This window comes from Pseudomonas sp. QLc11A (genome assembly GCF_052112305.1).
Taxonomy (GTDB): domain Bacteria; phylum Pseudomonadota; class Gammaproteobacteria; order Pseudomonadales; family Pseudomonadaceae; genus Aquipseudomonas; species Aquipseudomonas laurylsulfatiphila.
The window spans coordinates 19,360-41,500 of sequence record NZ_JAVAJJ010000026.1 but is presented as its reverse complement, the minus strand read 5'-3'; the positions used below and the strand labels follow the sequence as shown (position 1 = coordinate 41,500).

The following is a 22,141-nucleotide window of genomic DNA, read 5'->3' as shown; positions in this document are numbered from 1 at the left end:
CGCGAACGGTATTGGAGGTGGGCTTGCTGATCTGACCCGAACAAAGCACCCTGCCCTTGCTCGACACCACCGAGCTGCAAGCGCAAGCTGCGGTGGCGTTCGCCCTGGGCGAATGACTCAGCCGGCCCTGGGCGGGCGACGCAGGCGCGCCATGCTCAAGGTGTCCACCAGTACACCGTCGCGAACGGCGTAATCACGAAACAGGCCCTCGGTTTCGAAGCTGAACTTGCGGTACAGGGCAATGGCCGCTTCGTTATCGGCATACACCGAAAGCTCGACGCGCTGCAGGTTCATCCAGTTGTCGGCGATATCCAGCGCCGTCGCGAGCAGCTTCGACCCCACGCCCTTGCCCTGCCACCCGACCGCAACACCCATGCCAAAACTGCCGGCATGGCTGCGACGAATGCGTGAGAACTGCTCCAGGCCAATATTGCCGATGACCGTGCCTTGATGCAGGGCCACTACCTTCACCAGGCGTTCGTTATCCGGCGCCAGGCGACTGCGCCAAAGCTCGGTGGACTGGAACGGCATTTGCAGGGTCTGCCGGGCGATGGCGGGATCGTTGTACAGCGCCGTAATGCCTTCGATATGGGATTCGTTGAAGCGCTCGAACGTGATAACGGGTTCGGTGGTCGGCATGGGTGAATCATCCTTGAAGCAGACATGGCCGTTCACTCTATCCCGAACGAAACCTTTGTGGCGAGGGGGCTGCCCCCGTTGGGTTGCGTAGCGACCCCCGACAATCCAATACTCGTTTTCATCCTGCAAACCGCAGTACCCGTTATTGCAGCTTCTACGCAGCCCAACGGGGGCAAGCCCCCTCGCCACAGGGGTAGCAGTCTATTCAAGCCATCTTCACTCGAACCACTCCCGACGCTCGCTGAAGGTGTTCTCGATCAACTCGACGATCATCCGTACCTGCGCGTCCTCCTCGGAACGGGCATTGACCGCCATCCACACCTGACGTCGCATCGGCCGCTCGAACAGGCCCGGCAAGCCCACCAGACCACGGTCGAAATGGCTCATGTAGTGCGGCAGCAGACCGACGCAGGCGCTGCAACGGATCATCTCCAGCATCAGTTCGTAGGACTGTAACTGCACAGCTCCCGCCAGGCGTTGGTCCACCAGCGCATTCCATGGCCGGAAGCTTTCAACCTGGCAGTCCTGCTGCCATTGCACCAGGAGGAAATCGGCCAGTTCCTCCAGGCACTCCGGCCTGGAAGCCACCCGTGAGTAACGCTTGGCAATGTGCGGCAGGTACTCCAGTTGCGCCAGAGACCGGGGTTCGGTGGTGGCAAAGCTCGGCCCCGGTAACGGTGATCCGGTTTCACCCAGCCACACCACCACGTCGGCGCTGACCGCTTGCAGGGACAGTTCGCTGTCGAGGGTCTTGATGTCCAGGCGCACGCTGGCATTGCGCCGCAGCAACGCCACCAGGTCACGCCCGAGAATGTCATGCAGGATCGAATCGGCCACGGCCAGCCGAATCAACGGCTGTTCGATCACCGGCAGATCGCGCTCATGGGCCAGGGCGATCAATTGTGCGTGCAGGCGCAAGCCATCGCGACTGAGGCTCAAACCATTGTCTGACGGGTTGAACAGTGAGCAGCGCAGCTGTGTCTCCAGCAGCGCCAGTTGCCTGCGCAGGCGGGTGGCCTTGATGTTCAGGCTGCGCGCGGCCTGCATGAAACAACCGCAACGGGCACTGACGGTGAAGCACAGCGCCAGTTCGGGGTCGATACCCGCAGCCAACTGGCGCCAGGACGCATTTTTATCGATGACTACACGATACTCGGTAGCGCCCCGGTGGGCGCCGGTTTCCATGACTGACATCGAGGACTCCCTGTCGACATGACACTGACAGTTCCATCCTGCGGATCATTGATGAACCTGCCGTGACAATGGCTCAGGCGCTGGGTGTCTGGCGAAAGCTCACGGCCAGGCGATTCCAGCTGTTGATGGTGGTGACGGCGATGGTCAGGTCGACCATTTCGCTTTCACTGAACTGCTCCCTGGCCAGCGCGTAAACATCGTCTGGTACGTGGCTTTGCGAGAGCAAGGTCACCGCTTCGGTCCAGGCCAGCGCGGCTCTTTCCCGCGGATTGAAAAAGTTGCTGTCGCGCCAGACCACAATGGAATACAGACGGCGGTCGCTTTCGCCGAGGCGCCTTGCATCCACCGAGTGCATGTCGGTGCAGAAGGCACAGCCGTTAAGTTGCGAGGCGCGAATCTTGATCAGGTGCAGCAGGCCCTGCTCGATGCTCAGGCTGCTGGTCAGGGCCTCCATGGCGATCATGGCCTTCATCGCTTTGGGGGACGCGCTGTAGTAATCCAGGCGGGGCTTCATGGCGTTCTCGTGCGGCCTTGAGTTGATTTTCACGGTAAGCGCTGGCGCGCGAGCATGACAGATCCAATTTCGCGATTTCCCCGTGGACCACGGCCTGCAGACCAATTGACGGTTTTTCCACCGCGCAACTTCTGCCGACCGAGCGGATAAGGGTAATCTTGCGCGACGCACACGCGCCTCAACAGCCCCGGAGTCTCGCCGACATGGAACTGCATGTTGTCATCAATGGCCGCAAGGACCTGGCCGGCCAGTTGTATAACCAACTGCGCAGCGCCATCGAGTCCGGACGCCTGGCCGCCGGGACGCAACTGCCGCCCAGCCGTTTGCTGGCCGAACAATTGGGCATTTCACGCAAGACCATTTCCGATACCTACGCCCAGTTGACCTACGAAAACTTCCTCACCGGCGTGGTCGGCAAAGGCACCTACGTCAATGCGCGCTCGTCGAAGGTGCAGCGTAAACAGAACTACACAGAGCTTGGCGGCTTTGAGGTGATCGAATCCTGGCGCAACCTGCCGGTATTCCTGCGTCATCCGACCCTGGAAGGCTCGCTGCGCTACGACTTCATTGGTGGCGCCACCAGCAAGGGCCAGTTTCCCCAGGATGACTGGCGACGCTGCACCTCCCACGCGCTGCGCCAGATTGCCGGCTCCAAGGGCTTGTACAGCCAGCCTGAGGGCTTGCCCGCCCTGCGCAACGCCATTGCGCGGCACATCGCGTTCTCCCGCGGGGTCAATTGCCAGGATGAGGATGTGGTGGTGTGCAACGGCGCGCAGCAGGCGCTGGACCTGATTGCGCGGGTGCTGATCAGTCCGGGCAGCCTGGTCGCCATGGAGGACCCCGGCTACCCGCCGGCGCGGCTGCTGTTCGGCACCCATGGTGCCACGGTGATTGGCGTGCCGGTGGACGCCGAAGGCATTGTGGTGGACCAGATTCCTCGCGGCACGCGCCTGATCTACGTCACCCCGTCGCACCAGTTCCCGCTGGGCATGCCGATGAGTCAGGCGCGCCGGCAAGCACTGCTGGCCAAGGCCCATGAGCTGGGCGCGATCATCATCGAGGACGACTACGACAGCGAATTCCGCTACGAAGGTCGCCCCACCGATTCCCTGCAAAGCATGGATGAACGGGGGATCGTCGCTTACGTCGGGACCTTTTCCAAAACCCTGCTGCCGGAACTGCGGCTTGGCTATGCGATCCTGCCGCCAGCGATCCTGGAGGCCGTGGTGCGCGCCAAACAGCTCACCGACCTGCACACCTCAACCCTGCCGCAATGGGCGCTGGCCAAGTTCATCGCCGAAGGCTGCCTGCTTAAGCACATCCGCCGCTGCCATACGGTCTATGCCGGGCGCCGTGAACGGATCCTGACGCGCATGGCCGGCGACCTCTCACCCTGGCTGGAGGCGGTGCCGTCCACCGCCGGCTTCCACATGGTGGTGATGTGCAAAGTGCCCATGGATATTCCATTGGTGATCGAACTGGCGAAAAAAGTCGAAGTCGGGCTCTATGCCATCGACGGCTTTTTCTATCAGCAAGCGCCCAAGGCCGGGTTTTTCTTCGGTTTTGGCGCCATCGAGACCCTGGACATCGACACCGCCCTGGACCGTGTGCGCGACATTTTGCAGCAGGTGGCCTGACGGATTGGCCTGGGGTTTTATCCGGCGATTGGCTATTGGCGGTCCGCAGGGTCAGGCCTATCCTGCATAGGCGTTAACCCTCAATGAGCAGGATTCGTCCGGCCTGATTCAGGAGTGTGAGCAATGTCCCATGAAGTGATCAATACCGTACAGGTACAGGCCGCCGCCGGCCGCTCGGATGAACTGGGTAAGCAACTGCAAAAGATTGTCGAAACCCTGCGTGAACTACCGGGCTGCGAATCCTATATGGTCGACCGCTGCCCAGAGGACAGCAATCGCTGGACCGTCAGCGCCCGCTGGCAATCGGAAGCGGCCATGAAATCCCATTTCAACTGCCCCGAAGTCCAGGGTTTCATTAGCCTGATCGACAGCCAACTGGCCAATGCCGTGGACTTCAACAGTTTTCCGATCGTCTGAAAACAAGATCAAAGGATCGCAGCCTGCGGCAGCGCCTGCACGGGCTGCGATCTTTGCTTTGGTCCCCTCGCCTTCCGCAATATTGGCTGTTTAACCGCTACCGCTTGCGCACTACTGTGGTTTGCAACAACTAACCACCGCAGGTAAAGAACCATGAACATGTTGCGTTGCTGTGCTGCCTCCCTCGCCGCTCTGGCCATGATTGTGTCCGCTTCGGCCTTTGCCCATGACCCTTCGGAAAAGGTCACCGTTTTGCAGGACCAGATGCTGAAAAATGCTCCCGGCAAAAAGGCTTTGATGATCGAAGTTGACTACCAGCCAGGCCAATCGTCCATCGCCCACAAGCACGACGGCACGGCCATGGCCTATGTGCTTTCGGGGTCGATCACTTCTCAGGTGAAAGGCGAAAAAGCGGTTACCTACAAGGCCGGTGAGTATTGGTACGAACCCGCAGGTTCGGAACACCTGGTCTCGAAAAACGCCAGTACAACCAAACCGGCGAAGCTGTTGGTGTTCATGGTATTGGCCCCCGACGAGAAAGTGTTGATCCCACTGGAAAACTGATGGCTGAACGTACAGCCATAAATAAAAAGGCTCGAATGGCGAATTCGGGCCTTTTTATTTCCCGAGGCAATTAACCGCAAGCTGTTAAGCCAAACAAAACTATTGGCCACCGGATAAGTTCGAACATTGGCTATTTCAATAAAACATCCAGGGTTTAGTCTTGAGTCACTGTCGACACAACGCCGGCAACTTCAACTGTCGACCAAACTGTCTCACTGGAGAAACACCATGAAACTTGCACTTGTCAGTACGTTGACCATAACGGTAGTTTTAACTGGTTGCTCGATCCCGACTGCGCCAACGTCGGTCTCTTCGCTCAATGGCATGTTCACCGAACCGGTAGGCCGCAGTGGTGCCACCCTGATTACCAACGGCAGCCATGTCTCGCTGGGCATCATCTACAGCCAGAATACCCAGACGAACCGTGCCTATCTGCGGGACTACCAGGCCAACGCCGGCACCGGTTTCGGCCAGAGCCTGCTGGTGCAGCCGATTCATGACGCCTATGTAGCCACCTCCAGGCCAGACCTGGCCGTGGATTGGGTCAAGGCCTCCCTGCAACGGCAATTCGGTTCGGTGACTGTGTATCCGGACATGCAGAGCCTCAGGGCAGCGAAACCGGACGTGATGGCGGTGGTCGACACCCGCAGCCAACTGATGACATCGCGCAGTTCAGACATCCAGTCAGATGTCAGTGCAGATTTTTACGACAAGAATTTTAACTATATCGGTACTGCACAAGGGCATGACGCCAAAGCACTCAGTCCCGTGTGGGCTGACTACAAACGTAGTGAAGACATAGTTGCCGACATCCATGAACAACAGAATGTGCAAGTCAGGGCGCTGCAGAAGTTTGACCAGTCGCTCAATAGTTTGCTGAGCAAACCGACTAGCCTGTCGATGATTGACAACACGCCAGAGCAGAACCGCTACTGATGTTATCGCCCCCCCAGACTTTCTGACGCCTAAAGGCACGCTCAAGCTCGCTCCCACAGTAGATCAGGAAATGGGAGCGGGCCGTGTAGCACTGCGAAACAAATAACCAAGGTAAAACAAACCAATTAAAGTTATTTTAAGTTCTGCACGGAACAGCCACCTTTTTAACTTTAAATAATGGATTGATATATGAGCAAAGATCAGGAAAGATCCTTCATAGCGTGCTTGACCTGCGAAGGGAGCCCCATGACTTTTTTCGAAAGGGTATTAAGCGACAGGCATTTTCAGCATGACGACGAAGATGGCCCGCACAAACACTTGATTACGACTGCAGAAGTCTACTTCGCTGATTTACAGAAAATGGTACCCTTGGGCGTCACCCCTAAAAATAAAAACAGCATAGGGATAGTGGTGCATTTCAGGTGCTATGACGACTATTACAACCTGCAAATCCTAAGCGAATCCTACTACAACAACTACTTCAGCAAGAGCACCCAAGGTTTCCTCGGGGCGCTTCCGGCGGCGGGCGATACGACTTCTTTTAACTTACTGAATGACAGCTTCAAGATTGTCACGCTCGATGACTTCGACAGCGATAACCTGACTGTTTACTTGCAAGCACGCAATGCAGGCCTTATCAAAAAAACCCTATGGGGTGGGGAGGTGAACCGTTATTGCTTCCACGACCAAATCGGTCACCAGGTTTCGTTCAAACTGCAAATTCTTGAAAGAAACGTGGCCACCCCTCAAAGCACTACGCCCTACACTTGAAATAGCAGTGTGTGGTGATTTGAACCATTAAAAAAAAGCCCCACATCCTTCGATGCGGGGCTTTTTCATTCAACGCCTGATCAGGCCGCCGGTTCCAGCTCGGCGGCGACGGCGGCAGGCACTACCGCTTGACCGCTCAACGCCAGGTCCAGCAGTTCGCGGTTGGCCACCGCGTACATGGCGTAGTCAGTGCCGCTGGCGGCACGGATTTCCACCAGCATCGCGCGCCAGCGTTCGATCATGCCTTCGTGCTGCGCCATCCACAGGGAAAGCCGTGCTTCCACGTCCTGGGTGCCGTCGCCCTGTTGCAGGACCGAGATGGTGATCGCGCGTTGCTGCCAGTCGACGTCATCGCGGAACGCTTCACGGGCCAGGGCCTGCCAGTTGTTTTCAACCGGCAGAGCGCTGATCTGTTGCATGTACCAGGTGATGTCCAGCGCGCTACCCACGGCGAAGTAAGCCTTGGCCACCTCAGCCGGATCCTGGCCAGTCACGTCGGAAGCCTCGATGATCGGCAGCAGGGTGTACAGGTGCGAGGTACCAGCCACCATACGCGCCAGCAGCTCCGGCACACCGGCTTCGACGTAGGCCTGATAACGGCGCTGCCAGGTTTCACGGATCTCGCCACTGAGCAGCTCGTCGAGCTTCAGGCCCAACTCTTTCAAGTGCGGACCAAAGTGCGCGACGTCACGGGCAGCGTTCTGCTCGTTGCGACGGGCACGCAGGAACCAGCGCGTGGCGCGACGGCCCAGGCGCATCAGCTCGTCCATCAGCTCCAGTTGCACGTCGGCGGCAACCTGGTAGTCCAGGTTTTCGATCTGACGGAACCAGTGCGGGAGATGGAAAATGTCACGCACGATCACGTAGGCGCCGGCCACGTTCGCCGGGCTCATGCCGGTCGACTCTTTGAGTCGTTGAACGAAGGTGATACCCATGTGGTTGACCAGGTCGTTGGCGATCTGGGTGCTGACGATTTCGCGCTTCAGGCGGTGACGGCGCATGGCCACGGAGAACTTGCTCACCAGCGTTGGCGGGAAAGCGGTTTCCATGTCGCGGGTCAGGTAGTCGTCGTCCGGCACCAGGGAGCCCAGCAACTGCTCCTTGAGGTCGATCTTGCTGTAGGAGATCAGTACCGACAGCTCGGCACGGGTCAGGCCATGGCCTTGCGCGACACGCTCGTTGATCGCTTCTTCCGACGGCAGGAACTCAATGGCACGATCCAGCTTGCCGCGGCCTTCCAGATCGTTCATCAGGCGCTTGTACTCGGCAATCCGCGGCAAGGCGCGACGGGCTGCCAGGGACAGGGCCTGGGTCTGCTTGTAGTTGTTGCCCAGTACCAGACCACCGACTTCGTCGGTCATGCTCGCCAGCAACTGGTTACGTTGCTTGTCGGTCATGTCGCCGGCCTGAACCACTTCGTTCAGCAGGATCTTGATGTTCACTTCGTGGTCGGAGCAGTCCACGCCACCGGCGTTGTCGATGAAGTCGGTGTTGGAACCGCCGCCATTGAGGCCGAACTCCACACGACCCAGTTGGGTCATGCCCAGGTTACCGCCCTCGCCCACGACTTTGCAGCGCAGTTCGTTGCCGTTCACGCGCAGTGCATCGTTGGCCTTGTCGCCGACATCGGCGTGGCTTTCGCTGCTGGCCTTGACGTACGTACCGATACCGCCGTTCCACAGCAGATCCACCGGCGCCTTGAGCAAGGCGTTCAGCAGTTCGGTCGGGGTCAGCTTGTCGGCCTCAATGTCGAAACGCTCTTTCATCTGCGGGGAAATCGCGATGCTCTTCGCGCTGCGCGAGAAGATACCGCCGCCTTCGGACATGATGCTGGTGTCGTAGTCCGACCAGGCCGAACGCGGCAGGTCGAACAGGCGCTGACGCTCGGCGAAGCTCGACGCCGGCTCAGGGTTCGGATCGATGAAGATGTGCAGGTGGTTGAACGCCGCGACCAGCTTCAGCTTGTCGGACATCAGCAAGCCGTTGCCGAACACGTCACCGGCCATGTCGCCAACACCGACCACGGTGATGCTGTCTTCCTGGACATTGATGCCGCGCTCGCGGAAGTGGCGCTGTACGCCGACCCACGCGCCCTTGGCGGTGATGCCCATCTTCTTGTGGTCGTAACCTGCCGAGCCGCCGGAGGCAAACGCGTCACCCAGCCAGAAGCCGTAGTCGATGGCGATGCCGTTGGCGATGTCGGAGAAGGTCGCGGTGCCTTTGTCCGCCGCCACGACCAGGTACGGGTCATCGTCGTCATGACGCACGACGTTGGCTGGTGGTACCAGGGCGCCGTCCTTCAGGTTGTCGGTGATGTCCAGCAGACCCGAAATGAAGATGCGGTAGCAGGCGATGCCCTCGGCCGCGATCTCGTCACGGCTGCCGCCCAGTGGCAGGCGACGCGGCAGGAAGCCGCCCTTCGCACCCACCGGCACGATCACCGAGTTCTTCACTTGCTGGGCTTTTACCAGGCCCAGGACTTCGGTACGGAAATCTTCTTCACGGTCGGACCAGCGCAGGCCGCCACGGGCAACGTTGCCGAAGCGCAGGTGCACGCCTTCGACGCGTGGCGAGTACACGAAGATTTCAAACTTCGGTACCGGCTTGGGCAGCTCGGGAATCAAGTGCGGGTTGAACTTGAAGCTGAAGTACGACTTGTTATGGCCGTTGGCATCGGTCTGGTAGAAGTTGGTGCGCAGGGTGGCCTTGATCAGGTCCAGGTAGCGACGCAGGATGCGGTCTTCGTTCAGTACCTGGACGTCATCCAGGGCGCTGAGAATCGCGTGTTCCAGACGCTGTTGCTTGTCGTCCAGGTCATCGCTGGTCAGCTTGCGCGCCAGGTAGAAACGGGTCTTGAACAACCGGGTCAGTTCGCGAGCGATGTCGGTGTGGTTGTTCAGGGTGCTGGCGATGTAACCCAGGTCGAAGCCCAGGCGGATCTGCTTCAGGTAACGGGCGTAGGCACGCAGCAGTGCCACGTCACGCCATGGCAGGCCGGCGGTCAGTACCAGACGGTTGAACGCGTCGTTCTCGGCATCGCCACGCACGATGTGGACGAACGCGTCCTGCAGCGTGTCGTTGAGCTGCTGGATGTCGAGTTCCAGGCCTTCGGCGGCGGTGAACGCGAAGTCGTGAATCCAGAATTCGCGGCCATTGCTGTGACGCAGGTGATACGGGAACTCGCCCAGCACGCGCAGACCGAGGTTTTCCAGGATCGGCAGGACGTCGGACAGTGCCAGTGGGGTATCGGCGTGGTACAGCTTGCAATGCAGCTGGCGCTGACCGGCGACCTGGCCCAGCGGCTGATAGAAGCTCATCACCAGCGGGTTTTTATCGCTCAGGCTCAACAGGTGCTGCATGTCGACCACAGCGGAATGCGCGGCGAAACGCTCGCGGTAACCGGCCGGGAAGCCTTTCGGGAAATCGGCCAGCACGTTGGTGCCCTGGGCTTCACCGAAGCTCTCGACCGTCAGTGCGGCGTAGTCGTCCTGCCAGCTGCGGCAGGCCTGCACCACTTCTTTTTCCAGCAGCAGCGGGTCGATGTCGAGGCGGTTTTTCGGGTCGACGCGCAGGATCAACTGCACGCGGGCCAGCACGGACTCGGAGAAGAAGGTCCAGAACTCGCAGTCGGTGGCTTTCAGGCGATCCATCAGCACTTGCTGGATCTTCTGGCGCACTTCAGTGGAATAGATGTCGCGCGGCACGTAGGCCAGGCAGTAGCAGAAACGGCCGTACGGGTCTTTGCGCAGGAACACGCGAATCTTGTTGCGTTCCTGGATCTGCACGATCGACATCACGGTGCTGAACAGCTCGTCCACCGGAGTCTGGAACAGATCGTCGCGCGGCAGCACTTCGAGCACCTGCGCCAGTTCCTTGCCCAGGTGAGCCTTGGCCTGGAAGCCGGAACGGTGTTCGATTTCCTCGACCTTGCGGCGGATGTACGGGATCACCCGCACGCTCTCGCCATACACCGACGAGGTGTACAGGCCCATGAAACGGCATTCCTTGACGACCTTGCCGTTGGCGTCGATTTCGCGGATCGACACGTAGTCCGGGTAAGCCGGGCGGTGTACACGGCTTGGGTGCGCGGCCTTGGCGAACGACAGCAGGGTCGGTTCGCGCAGGTAGTTCACGGCGTAGTCTTCGATGCGCAGGTCATCGTAGGTCAGGCCGGCACGCAGCAGCTTGGTCAGGCCGAGGAAGGAGTCCTTGTCGTAGACGATATGGCCGCCATCGGCTTCGTCGCTGACCACGAACTCTTCGTAGCCGAGGAAAGTGAAGTGGTTGCCCACCAGCCATTCCAGGAAGCTCTTGATTTCGCTCTTCTCGTCGCCATCGACGGCGAACTGGCTGTTGTCCAGCTTGCTCAGGATCTCCTGGACCTTGGCCTTCATCGGCTCGAAATCGTCGACCGCCACGCGGACTTCACCGAGCACCTGCTCCAGCTCTTTGCTCAGCACATTGAGCTCGGCGGTGTTGGCGCAGCGGTCGATTTCCAGGTACATCAGCGATTCTTGCTGAATGTCCTCGCCCTGGGTGCCCTTGGGCAGGATTTCCAGCAACTCGCCCTTGCTGCCACGACGCACGCTCAGCACGGTGGTTTGCAGGGTATGGATGCTGTAGCCGCGGCGGTTCAGCTCGGTACGCACCGAGTCCACCAGGAATGGCAGGTCGTGGTGCAGCACTTCGACCGCAGTGTGGGTCGACTGCCAGCCATGGCGTTCGTAATCGGGGTTGAAGACGCGCACTTGCGGTTGCGCGTGATCGAAGCGCTCAAGCAGGCGCCATGCAGAAAGGGTGCAGCCAGCAAGGTCGGACAACCGACGCTGGGTCAGCTCGTCAAGGGAAATGATGCCGAAGAATTGTTCAGCGAACAGCGCCACTTGTGGCAGTGCCTGTTCACTGATGTGCTGCGCCAGTGCCGCTTGCAGTTGGTGCTGGAAGTCGGCTTTGCTGGCTGCGGTGAAGAACGCCATCTGTGGTACTCCGCTTGGGCTTGTTATTGATGGAAGCGTCGCGCGAAACCCCTTTCGGGGCTACGTTTCAAAGCTAGCCGTCACCCGGTTCCTGATTCTCGGGCAGAGGAAACAGGGTGACAGGTGGGTGAAGCTGGACGAGACACTCAGGTCACATTCACCTTCCGTGAATGGGCATCTGCAAAAACGACTGGCCACGGGTTGCTCCAATGTCTTTACAGGTATCCATTGGTTGCGCAGCTTAACCAGTGCGACAAGGCCCGTGCTTGCGGTGCTGCGACATATTCGGTCATCGGCACGCTGCTCTAGGCATGCGCATCGAACAACACTAGCAGTCGTACAGGAAAATGACGGCTTTGCACCCGCATTTACGGGACCTTCGTACCAGAAATGACCGGTAACACACTGGTTGTTCGCTACATGAGCATGGCCGCTGGGACGAGCAGAGTTTTTTTTTGGGGGGGGGGGAATGAGGCTTGGTGGCGTCAGGTGCAGTGATCAACGAAGATGAGCGGGTCAAAAGTGCCAGTGAGCACGGGGCCTTCAGTGCTCACTGGCAGTTCAAGATTTCGGCACAGACAACAACACTGCCCTGCAAGTACCTTGTTATGGGCAATCGACCCCTGGCAGCCAAGGCTGTCCATTCGGAGCTGAGTAGATATCCGGTCGCTGGCCACGGCTCCAGTGGTGCTGTTTGTATTTTTTTCCCTCGAACGCCACTTCTTCTCCTTTGACTGCATAAATTTTCTCCACATCCCAGGTCGGGATATCGCCGCACTCACCGCCCCCGGCAGGTGCTTTGATATTGAGATGCTCAGTTAGCGTAGTGGTATGCGTGCCGTCAGAAACGGCTACAGAAAGGGTGCCTCTAGTATCCGCAGTGACTGTCGGCGCTTTGAAGGACATCGATTGCGTATCACCTCTCGAAGGCTCGAATCCGGTGGCGGTCCAAAGATAATTCAGGGGCTTGTTTGCTGGAGACCCCGCATAGACATGTGCGCTGAATGTCTCGCCCGATGCTACTTCCTCTGGCACGGCAAGCCGTCCTGCAGGCGGTTTGTCCTCCAACATTTTCCTGATTGCGACTTCCAGATCGGGTTGAACGCCTATTTCTGTACTATCGCCGTTGATCTGCGGGTAGCCTGTTTCGACGAGGAGTTTACGGAGTTCTTTCGGTGGAATATTGCCTAGCCCCTTGGCACGGGCTACTCCTTGTAACGAGGCAACAACACCGGCAATGATTGGGTTCGCTGAAGAGGTGCCGCTAAACGTATGCGTATAGCCCGTGGTTGGATTGCTCACACTCCAATCCGTCGTTGTGACATTGTAACCCCAGCTAAACAAATCGACGCGACTTCCATATTCGGAATGGCTCGCTCTAAGGCCAGTTTTTGGATCAACAGACCCCGCATAAATTGCACCGCTATCGAAAACATTACGATCATAGTAACCATTGAAAAACGGATGATCCAAATTTATATTACCATTCGCCGCAGCCTCCACCACATGCACGCCTTTTTCTTCAACAAGATAAGCAATAATATCGCGCACCGTTCTATTGTCTTCGATCGGCACAAAACATCTAACCATGCAACCAACCTCACTAAAAGGCTCCTTCTCTCTGATATGAACACCTATCTGCACTACATCACCCTCACTTAGCTTATCCGCCAACTGGAGCAATCTGTCCGTACCCCAGTGCAAATAACCGAGATTTACATAGGGAACAATCCCAGTAGTGCCAAAGCCATTTTCCCGTGATGCAATAATGCCTGCACTGGCCGTATCATGAGAGCCTGTTACGGCCCCGACATCAATTTCCAGATTAGCTTTTGGTAAATCAACATGTTCCTCCGCCCAGCGATTTATTTCTGCGGAGATCACTTGCATATCGCGGCCTTTTCCACCCAAAACCTTCCAGGCTTCAACCGCATTCACGCCACCAATCTTATAAGGGGTTACTGTAGCTTTGCCTTGCAGATAGTTTTGTTGACCCGTGAAATCAGGAATATTTTTGCTCGCGAGTTTTTTAATAGGCTTACCGTTATCTTCATGCATCCCTTCTACACGTGGCTCAAACTCGGCGCTTTCGACCAAAGGATTCTGTCTTAATTTATCAAGCAATGACTCAGCCTGATTTTCAGTCAGTTTATGGGTATCAACCATGAAATAACGATCCAATCGATGTCTCTGCAGCGCCTGTAATTGAGCAATGGTTCTCTCTCGGGAAGGTGGAACCAGCGGCCGCATATCAGGCGCAAGAAGCTTGAGTGTCTTTAACGAATCACCATGACTTTCCGAAGATAAAACACCGCGCTTAACCAATATCATTACACGCGAATAATCAGGAGCGGCCGCATTCACCAGCAAAGGCAACGAAGCAACACAGAACAACATGACACCCAGCCATTTACTCATCGACTTCATGTCTACACCTCGCAACGGTTGCAAAAATCAATAAAGCACTTTCCAGCAACACCAGCACTGGCCCATGCAACACAGAACAAACTCGACTGCTATTCATTGATTGCTCGACCCACAGTGAATGCTGCAAACCGAAGAGTGGCTACTGTCAAAAATAACAGTGCCGACGACTGGTCACATAGACTGAAGGCAATTTGCCCTGAGACGTCTCGTTGTAGTTGCTATCGCTACGCAAAAGGGTCTGTAGCCGAGCAGGATTTTTTAAAGGCTGGCAGAATTGTGCCCTTGTCTGTCTTCGCAGCGCTCGTCGAGCCAGGAAATCCCCATGAAAATGAAAACCGCCCTCTTGATCGTCAACCCATGCGATGACGAAGAAGACAACATGGCCATGCTTTGCTGCCATAGCGACAAGGGCGAAATGTTCCTGATGAGCCGTTACCCGGATGAGGACGAACTGGAAATCACCCTCGACGGCGAACCCTCGACCCTGGAGGGCGTGAAAGTCACCCTTAGCCCTTCCCTGTTGAAGATTGAAATTGCGGCGGCAGATGCTGATGTGCTGAATGGGGATGATGTACTGGAAATCACCTTTGATGCCGACATGACAGATCTGTCTGAGGTGGATGAAACCTTGCAGAACATTCTCAAGGGTACTGGCACCTATATCAGCCAGATTTGATGGTGCCTTAGCGGGCGCCTTCGCGAGCAGGCTCGCTCCCACAGTCGACCGCGCTCTTCCAACAAGAATGCGATCAAATGTGGGAGCGGGCTTGCTCGCGAAGAGGCCCGAAAGAACACCACCAGCCTGAAACCCGCAGAAAGTTCCTACAACGATTGCCAGCCATTTCCTGCACTTTGCACAAAATGCCGTTAGTCGCCGCCCCCCGCGATGGATTAAAGTAACGCCCCCAGCCCTGGCGCATTTTCGAACGTCCTCGGCCACCCTTTTGCAGGAACAGTCATCGATGGAACATCGTGAAGCGCTGCTCGCGCTGCGAACCTTTCTTTCAACGCAGATTCTCGGCCAGGAAAAACTCATCGAGCGCTTGCTCATTGCCCTGCTCGCTGACGGCCACATGCTGGTCGAGGGCGCCCCTGGCCTGGCCAAGACCAAGGCCATCAAAGAACTCGCCGAAGGCATCGAGGCCCAGTTCCACCGCATCCAGTTCACCCCTGACCTGTTGCCGGCCGACATTACCGGTACGGAAATCTACCGCCCGGAAACCGGCAGCTTCGTGTTCCAGCAAGGGCCGATCTTCCACAACCTGGTACTGGCGGACGAAATCAACCGCGCCCCGGCCAAGGTTCAGTCGGCCTTGCTCGAAGCCATGGGCGAGCGGCAAGTCAGTGTCGGGCGCAGTACCTATGAACTGTCGCCGCTGTTCCTGGTGATGGCCACGCAAAACCCCATCGAACAGGAAGGTACCTATCCGCTGCCGGAAGCCCAACTTGACCGGTTCCTGATGCACGTGAAAATCGGTTTTCCCGATGCCGCTGTTGAGCGCCGGATTCTGCAGCAAGCCCGTGGAGAAGCCCTGAACGGCGAAGCGAAGCCTGAGCGTCGGGTTACTCAACAGACGATTTTTGTCGCGCGCAAGGAAATCCTCGGTTTGTATATGGCCGACGCCGTGGAGGAATACCTGGTGCAGCTGGTCATGGCCACCCGCATCCCGGCCAAGTTCGACCCGGAGATGGCCGAGTGGATCGCCTATGGCGCCAGCCCTCGCGGTTCGATTGCCCTGGACCGCTGCGCCCGTGCCCACGCCTGGCTGGCCGGCCGCGACTTCGTCAGCCCCGAAGACATCCAGGCCGTGCTGTTCGACGTGTTGCGCCATCGCATCATTCTTTCCTTTGAAGCCGAAGCCGCTGGCATCGATCAGGACCGGGTGGTCCAGCGGATTCTCGACGTCGTAGCCGTCGCTTGACCCCGATGAACGCCAGCCTGCCGCCCGAGCCGGGCATCCGTGTCAGCCTCGCCGACCTGATCGAGATGCGCCATCGCGTGCGTGAAGTGCAGCTTTTCTCCACGCCGAGCCAGCGCAGTCCGCTGATCGGCCTGCACCACTCCAAACTGCGCGGACGTGGCGTCGACTTCGATCAGGTGCGGGTCTATCAGGCCGGCGACGATGTGCGCACCATTGACTGGCGCGTGACTGCCCGCACCCAGGAACCCCACACCAAGCTGTTCCACGAAGAACGTGAGCGACCGATCTTCATCATGGTCGAACAAAGCCGCCGGCTGTTTTTCGGCTCGGGCCTGATGTTCAAGTCAGTGCTCGCCGCCCAGGCCGCGAGCCTGATCGGTTGGGCCGCCCTGGGGCACAACGACCGGGTCGGCGGGCTGGTGTATGGCGACAACGAGCACTACGAAATCAAGCCTCGGCGCAGCAAGCAAAGCCTGCTGCAGTTGCTCAACCGGCTGGTGCGGGTCAATCAGTCGCTCAATAGCGAAAGCGAGCCGGACCGCGACGCCTTTGGCATTGCCCTGCGCCGTGCCCGGGAAGTGTCGCGCCCTGGCAGTCTGGTGATCGTGATCTGCGACGAACGCGCCCTTTCGGACAGCGCCGAGCAACAGCTGAGCCTGTTATCGCGCCACTGCGACCTGTTGCTGCTGCCGTTGTCCGATCCGCTGGATCATGCCCTGCCCGCCGCAGGTCTGTTGCGTTTCGCCGAACGCGGCGCACAACTGGAACTCGACACGCTGAATTTCGATCTGCGCCAGACTTACCGGGCCCAGGCCGAAGCACGTATCGCCCGCTGGGAACTGCTCGCGCAGAAACTACGGGTGCTGATGATGCCGTTGAGCACTCAGAGCGAGATGGTCGAGCAATTGCGCGAATACCTGAACCCACAGAAACCGGGGAAAGGCCGATGAGCAGCCTTGATCAACTGCAACCGCTGATATCCCCGCCAACGGTGCAATTCTGGCCTCCGGCACCGGGTTGGTGGTTACTGCTGCTCGTGATCCCGCTGATCGGTCTGGGCCTGTGGAAGCTGCGTCGCTTCATTCCACACAAACGTCCCGTGGTACGTGCCGAACAGCCGCTTGACCCGGTACGCCTTGCGGCCCTGGCCGAGCTGGCACTGATGCCCAAGCCTTACGACGGTGCGCCGGCCGGTGCCTGGCTGCAGCAACTCAACGGCTTGCTCAAGCGCCTGTGCCGCAACCATTATCCTTACAGCCAGAGCCACACCCTCAACGGCCGCAAATGGCTGGCGTTCCTCGACAATCGCTGCCCGGCGGCCGGCCTGACCCGCTGGATGGTGCTTGTCGAAGGCGCCTACAAACCCGAATGCAAACTCGACGACAAGGCCATCGCCGGCCTGACCCAAGCCGTCGAAACGTGGATTCGCAAACATGTTTGAATTCGCCTGGCCGTGGATTTTTGCCCTTGCGCCGCTGCCGTGGCTGATGCGCATCCTATTGCCGGTGGCCGACAGTGGTGAACCGGCACTCAAGGTCAGCTTCCTCAGCGATCTGGAAGGCCTCGCCGGGCGACGCGCCCGGGCCAACCTGCCAGCCTGGCGCCAGCAGGCCCCGTTCATCCTGCTATGGCTGTTGCTGCTGGTCGCGGCGGCTCGCCCGCAGTGGCTCGGCGAGCCCTTGCCGATTGCCGCCAGCGGCCGTGACCTGCTGGTGGCAGTGGACGTTTCCGGGTCCATGGATTTCCCTGACATGCAATGGCAGGACGAAGACATCAGTCGCCTGTCACTGGTCCAGCATCTGCTCGGCGACTTTCTCGAAAGCCGCGAAGGTGACCGGGTCGGGCTGATCCTGTTCGGCAGCCAGGCCTACCTGCAGGCACCGCTGACCTTCGACCGCCACACCGTGCGCGTCTGGCTCGACGAGGCGCGCATCGGCATCGCCGGCAAAAACACCGCCATCGGCGATGCCATCGGCTTGGCCCTCAAGCGCCTGCGCTTGCGTCCGGCCACCAGCCGCGTGCTGATTCTGGTGACCGATGGCGCCAACAATGGCGGTGAAATCGACCCCCTCACCGCTGCGCGACTCGCCGCCAAGGAAGGCGTGAAAATCTACCCGATCGGCATCGGCGCCGATCCCGAGCAAAGTGGCACGGTCGGCTTTCTCGGCGTCAATCCGAGCCTGGACCTGGACGAACCGTCCCTCAAGGCCATCGCCGAGGCTACGGGTGGCCAGTATTTCCGTGCTCGCGACGGCAAAGAGCTGCAGACAATCAAGGACACCCTTGACCAACTGGAGCCCGTGGCCCAGCAACCCACCCAGGCCCGCCCGACTCAAGCGTTGTACCACTGGCCACTAGCCCTGGCGCTGTGGTTGAGCATGCTCCTGGTGGCCCCCGTGCTCTGGCCGGACAACCCCTTGCAACGCCTGTTTACCAAGGACCTGTTCTTGCAAACCCAACTGCTGCCTGACTGGCGCCAGCGCCTTAAACGCCTGCGCCTGCGGAGGCGTCGATGAGTGCGCTGTGGCCGTACTGGTTCCGCCCCTGGTGGCTGCTGTTGCTGCCGGTGCTTGGCTGGTTGCTCTGGCAACTCTGGCACCGCAAGAAGCGCGCCGGGCGCTGGCAAATGATTCTGCCACCGGCCTTTCACGCCGCACTGCTCAGTGGCGGCAGTGGCCGTGACAGTAAACTGCCCTGGATCGCCCTCGGTCTGGCATGGCTGTTGACCGTGCTCGCCCTGCTCGGTCCGGGCTGGCAGCGTGTCGAGCAGACCAGCCAAAAGCCCGCCGACCCGCTGGTGGTGGTTCTCGAACTGACCCCGGAAATGCTCGCCACCGACGTCATGCCCAACCGCCTCGAACAGGCTCGACGCAAGTTGTTCGATCTGCTGCAGATTCGCAGCGACGCGCAAACCGCCATCGTCGTCTACGCCGGCAGTGCCCACACGCTGGTACCGCTGTCGGATGATCTTTCCACCAGCCGCAATCTGCTGGACGCACTGAAACCGTCGTTGATGCCAGAGGCCGGGCATCGCGCCGATCTGGCGGTGACCAAAGCCCTGGCGCTGCTCGAACAAGCGGCGCTGGGCGACGGCCGGATCCTGCTGATCGGTTCGTCCTTGACCGAACAGGAACGGCTGGGCATTCGTCACGCGCTCAACGGCAAATCGACTCAATTTCTGATGCTTGGCATCGGCACCGCCGAAGGCTCGCCCATCACCCAGGAGGACGGCAGTTTCCTCAAGGATGAACAAGGGGCCATTCTCGTGCCGCGCCTGGACGAGCCAGGCTTGAAAAGTTTTGCCAACGACCTGGATGGAGGCTTTCGCCAGGCACGCCTTGACGACAGTGACCTGCATGCCCTTGGCCTGTTCGACGGCCCACGCCACCTGCGCAACGACGGTCAGACCCTGCGCCTGGACACTTGGGCCGATCAGGGTTACTGGCTGTTGCTACCGCTCCTGTTGCTGGCGGCCTGCGCGGGACGTCGCGGCTGGCTGCTGTGCCTGCCTCTTCTATTGGCGCTGCCTCAACCGAGCTACGCCTTCGACCTCGTCGACCTGTGGTTGCGTCCCGATCAACAAGGCGTGCACCTGCTCAAGCAAAAACGCCCGGCCGAAGCCGCGCGGCGCTTCGAAGACCACCAGTGGCAAGGCGTGGCGCTCTATGAAGCTGCAGACTATGCCCGCGCCGCCGAGCGGTTCGCAGAAGGCAACGATGCCCACGCCCACTACAATCGAGGCAATGCCCTGGCCAAAAGCGGTGAGCTGGAGGCGGCCCTGGACGCGTACGAACAGGCTCTGGAACGTCAACCGGATTTGCGCCCGGCGCTGACCAACAAGGCGCTGGTGGAGGAGCTGCTCAAGCAGAAAAACAGCCCGCCCGCCCCGGAACCGGACCCGTCTGCCAGCGACGAACCCCAGGCCATGCAACAACAGACTCCACCCGGTGTTTCATCGCTGTTTTCGGAAAACGGTGAGCCGCAGGCGCAGGAGCCGCCGGCCGACTCCAACACCGCGCAACCGCCGGTGTCGCCGCCCAGACCGGGTGCCAATGAAGTGCCCGGCAGCGAGTTGGGCGACGAACAACACACCACGCCGCCCTTGCGCCCTGCCACCGACAGTATCGAAGGTGAACAGCGTCAGGCACTGGAGCAGTGGTTGCGGCAGATCCCGGATGACCCCGGTGAGCTGCTGCGGCGAAAATTCTGGTACGAACAGCAGCAACATCAGGATCAGGAAAAAACTCGATGACCCGCTTCACCGTTTTATTGCTCGCGCTGATGCACGGCCTGTTGTTCTGCACTGTCCAGGCACAGGCTGCAGAGCTGGCCGCCAGTGTGGACCGCACTCGCCTGAGCTCAGGCGAGACGGTCGAGCTGACCCTGGAGTCCACCGACGTGACACAGTTCGGCAAACCCGACCTGACACCCCTGGAGCCGTTGTTCGAAGTGCGCGGCACCCGCCAGGTCAACCAGCTGAACACCCTCAGCGGCGAGAACCAGGCCGCCACGCGCTGGATCATCACCCTCCTGCCGCGGCAAAACGGCAGTGTCGTGATTGCGCCCCTGCAACTGGGCGAACTGCAGAGCCAGCCGATCACCCTGCAAGTGGTCGAGAGCGAAACACCGGACACCCCGAACAAACGCGCCCCGGTGTTCATCGATGCCAGCCTCGATCAAACCAGCGTGTACGTTCAGGCCCAGGCCGTCCTGACCCTGCGCATCTACCACTCGGTGTCGCTGTACGACGACAGCAGCCTGCCACCCTTGCAGATACCTGACGCACGCATCGAACAATTGGGCGACTCACGCACCTACGAAAAAGACATCGATGGCCTGCGCCACGGTGTGATCGAAATGCGCTACGCGATCTACCCGCAACACAGTGGCGAACTGATCATTCCGGCACAGATCTTCAACGCTGCGCTGGTCGACGCACAACCGGTACAGGACAGCGCCGCCCAGGGGCCGAAATCCGGCAAGCTGATGCGCGTCACCTCGACCGAACTGCTGTTGACGGTCAAGGCCAAACCCACCACCTGGCCGGACGATGCACCCTGGCTGCCTGCGCGCAGCCTGACCCTGAGCGAAAGCTGGAACCCGGAACCGGACCACACCCAGGTCGGCGATTCACTGACCCGCAGCCTGACGGTGACGGCCGAAGGCTTGTCCAGCAGCCAACTGCCACCGCTGCCCGGCACCGATGTCGGCGGGCTGCGCCGCTACCCGGATCAACCGGTGTTCGGCAACCAGAACAGCGAACGCGGCCTGGTCGGCAGCCGTGAAGACCGCGAGGCCCTGGTGCCGACACGGACCGGCGCCATCGAGCTGCCCACCGTCGACGTGGTCTGGTGGAACACTTTCGAAGACCATCTGGAACACAGCAGCCTGCCTGCCCGCACGCTACACGTGGCGGCCAACCCGAGCCTGGTGGTCGACACCCCGGCCGGCGCGTCTGCGGTCCAGGCCAGCGCCGACAGCGAAGCCCTATGGCGCTGGAAACTCAGCACCTTGTTCCTGGCCTGCACCACCCTGCTCGGCTTCGGCCTCTGGTGGCGTGGCCGCTGGCAACCGGCGGTGGCGCGCACCGCCCAAACCGGCCCGAGCCCGCGCACCGTACTCGACGACCTCAAGCGCGCCTGCCTGGCCAATGATTCCCACGCCACCCGCCAGGCCCTCGACGCCTGGGCCCGGCAACAACCGGAAACCCTGGCCGACATGGCCGCCCGCTTCGTGCCCCTGTCCAACGCCCTCGACGGCTTGAACGGCGCGCTCTACAGCGAAACCGGCCAGTACTGGCAAGGTGACGAGCTGTGGCGGGCGATCAAGGCGATCCCGATGGCCGAACGGGTGCAGGACCCGGTCGGCGACAGTGGGTTGCCGCCGCTTTATCCGAAATAGAACCCTTCGCCGGCAAGGATGCATTTGTGGCGAGGGAGCTTGCCTGTGGCGAGGGGGCTTGCCCCCGTTCGGTCGCGAAGCGGCCGTAAATCCGGGCAGCTCGGTGTGACAGAAAAACTTGGGGCCGCTTCGCAGCCCAACGGGGGCAAGCCCCCTCGCCACAGAGCATTCCATCGCGCGACCGGGCATTTTTACCAGTAAACTCTCCCCCCTTTCGCCGCCTTCATTTTTCACGCGGCCATC

General features: G+C 59.7%; 17 protein-coding genes and 1 pseudogene. 13 read left to right on the top strand and 5 right to left on the bottom strand.

Going from position 1 to position 22,141, the window contains the following annotated elements; translation table 11 throughout:
• Nucleotides 1-14: 14 nt before the first annotated feature.
• A pseudogene (locus Q8X48_RS27945) lies at nucleotides 15-116 on the top strand (aspartate/glutamate racemase); the annotation flags it as partial.
• Between the two features lies 1 nt (nucleotide 117).
• Here Q8X48_RS27945 and Q8X48_RS27940 read toward each other — a convergent pair.
• The 3 genes from Q8X48_RS27940 to Q8X48_RS27930 form a co-directional block, all read right to left on the bottom strand.
• Nucleotides 118-639, bottom strand: coding sequence for a GNAT family N-acetyltransferase (locus tag Q8X48_RS27940; protein WP_407802433.1), 522 nt, complete (start codon nucleotides 637-639; stop codon nucleotides 118-120).
• A gap of 216 nt (nucleotides 640-855) precedes the next feature.
• Nucleotides 856-1,833 carry a LysR substrate-binding domain-containing protein gene (locus Q8X48_RS27935; RefSeq protein WP_407802432.1) on the bottom strand — a complete coding sequence of 326 codons (978 nt, stop codon included), beginning with the start codon at nucleotides 1,831-1,833 and terminating at the stop codon, nucleotides 856-858.
• A gap of 73 nt (nucleotides 1,834-1,906) precedes the next feature.
• The gene (locus tag Q8X48_RS27930; RefSeq protein ID WP_218484419.1) at nucleotides 1,907-2,347 is read right to left on the bottom strand and encodes a carboxymuconolactone decarboxylase family protein; all 441 of its coding nucleotides are present in this window, start codon (nucleotides 2,345-2,347) and stop codon (nucleotides 1,907-1,909) included.
• A 203-nt stretch (nucleotides 2,348-2,550) separates the two neighbouring features.
• Here Q8X48_RS27930 and pdxR point away from each other — a divergent pair, with 203 nt between their 5' ends.
• The 5 genes from pdxR to Q8X48_RS27905 all read left to right on the top strand — a co-directional run bounded on the left by pdxR (nucleotide 2,551) and on the right by Q8X48_RS27905 (nucleotide 6,672).
• Nucleotides 2,551-3,984 carry a MocR-like pyridoxine biosynthesis transcription factor PdxR gene (pdxR, locus tag Q8X48_RS27925; RefSeq protein WP_407802431.1) on the top strand — a complete coding sequence of 478 codons (1,434 nt, stop codon included), beginning with the start codon at nucleotides 2,551-2,553 and terminating at the stop codon, nucleotides 3,982-3,984.
• A gap of 123 nt (nucleotides 3,985-4,107) precedes the next feature.
• Nucleotides 4,108-4,401, top strand: coding sequence for a putative quinol monooxygenase (locus tag Q8X48_RS27920; protein ID WP_095967027.1), 294 nt, complete (start codon nucleotides 4,108-4,110; stop codon nucleotides 4,399-4,401).
• Nucleotides 4,402-4,554: 153 nt separating this feature from the next.
• The gene (locus Q8X48_RS27915; protein ID WP_102673584.1) at nucleotides 4,555-4,965 is read left to right on the top strand and encodes a cupin domain-containing protein; all 411 of its coding nucleotides are present in this window, start codon (nucleotides 4,555-4,557) and stop codon (nucleotides 4,963-4,965) included.
• Nucleotides 4,966-5,193: 228 nt separating this feature from the next.
• Nucleotides 5,194-5,901, top strand: a complete 708-nt coding sequence (locus Q8X48_RS27910; protein WP_126046023.1) for an ATPase — start codon at nucleotides 5,194-5,196, stop codon at nucleotides 5,899-5,901.
• A 246-nt stretch (nucleotides 5,902-6,147) separates the two neighbouring features.
• Complete coding sequence (locus tag Q8X48_RS27905; RefSeq protein ID WP_407802430.1) at nucleotides 6,148-6,672, top strand: hypothetical protein; 525 nt, start codon at nucleotides 6,148-6,150, stop codon at nucleotides 6,670-6,672.
• Nucleotides 6,673-6,752: 80 nt separating this feature from the next.
• Here the strand turns inward: Q8X48_RS27905 and Q8X48_RS27900 are convergent, their stop codons facing one another.
• Together Q8X48_RS27900 and Q8X48_RS27895 are read right to left on the bottom strand one after the other, a co-directional pair.
• Complete coding sequence (locus tag Q8X48_RS27900; protein ID WP_126046025.1) at nucleotides 6,753-11,648, bottom strand: NAD-glutamate dehydrogenase; 4,896 nt, start codon at nucleotides 11,646-11,648, stop codon at nucleotides 6,753-6,755.
• 606 nt (nucleotides 11,649-12,254) lie between these two features.
• Nucleotides 12,255-14,075 carry a S8 family serine peptidase gene (locus tag Q8X48_RS27895; protein WP_407802429.1) on the bottom strand — a complete coding sequence of 607 codons (1,821 nt, stop codon included), beginning with the start codon at nucleotides 14,073-14,075 and terminating at the stop codon, nucleotides 12,255-12,257.
• A 322-nt stretch (nucleotides 14,076-14,397) separates the two neighbouring features.
• Here Q8X48_RS27895 and Q8X48_RS27890 point away from each other — a divergent pair, with 322 nt between their 5' ends.
• The 7 genes from Q8X48_RS27890 to Q8X48_RS27860 all read left to right on the top strand — a co-directional run bounded on the left by Q8X48_RS27890 (nucleotide 14,398) and on the right by Q8X48_RS27860 (nucleotide 21,898).
• A complete protein-coding gene (locus tag Q8X48_RS27890; RefSeq protein ID WP_015095341.1) occupies nucleotides 14,398-14,751 on the top strand; it encodes a hypothetical protein in 354 nt (117 codons plus the stop codon).
• A gap of 286 nt (nucleotides 14,752-15,037) precedes the next feature.
• A complete protein-coding gene (locus tag Q8X48_RS27885; RefSeq protein WP_015095342.1) occupies nucleotides 15,038-15,997 on the top strand; it encodes an AAA family ATPase in 960 nt (319 codons plus the stop codon).
• A gap of 5 nt (nucleotides 15,998-16,002) precedes the next feature.
• Nucleotides 16,003-16,947 carry a DUF58 domain-containing protein gene (locus tag Q8X48_RS27880; RefSeq protein ID WP_007979925.1) on the top strand — a complete coding sequence of 315 codons (945 nt, stop codon included), beginning with the start codon at nucleotides 16,003-16,005 and terminating at the stop codon, nucleotides 16,945-16,947.
• On the top strand, nucleotides 16,944-17,438 hold the full coding sequence (locus Q8X48_RS27875) for a DUF4381 domain-containing protein (protein WP_407802428.1): 495 nt from the start codon (nucleotides 16,944-16,946) through the stop codon (nucleotides 17,436-17,438). Before Q8X48_RS27880 ends, Q8X48_RS27875 begins: the two co-directional genes overlap by 4 nt.
• On the top strand, nucleotides 17,431-18,513 hold the full coding sequence (locus Q8X48_RS27870) for a vWA domain-containing protein (RefSeq protein ID WP_407802798.1): 1,083 nt from the start codon (nucleotides 17,431-17,433) through the stop codon (nucleotides 18,511-18,513). Before Q8X48_RS27875 ends, Q8X48_RS27870 begins: the two co-directional genes overlap by 8 nt.
• A complete protein-coding gene (locus tag Q8X48_RS27865; RefSeq protein WP_407802608.1) occupies nucleotides 18,510-20,249 on the top strand; it encodes a VWA domain-containing protein in 1,740 nt (579 codons plus the stop codon). The genes Q8X48_RS27870 and Q8X48_RS27865 overlap by 4 nt, the downstream gene beginning before the upstream one ends.
• Nucleotides 20,246-21,898 (top strand): BatD family protein, encoded by a 1,653-nt coding sequence (locus tag Q8X48_RS27860; protein WP_217835355.1) that lies wholly within the window; start codon nucleotides 20,246-20,248, stop codon nucleotides 21,896-21,898. Before Q8X48_RS27865 ends, Q8X48_RS27860 begins: the two co-directional genes overlap by 4 nt.
• Nucleotides 21,899-22,141 lie beyond the last annotated feature (243 nt).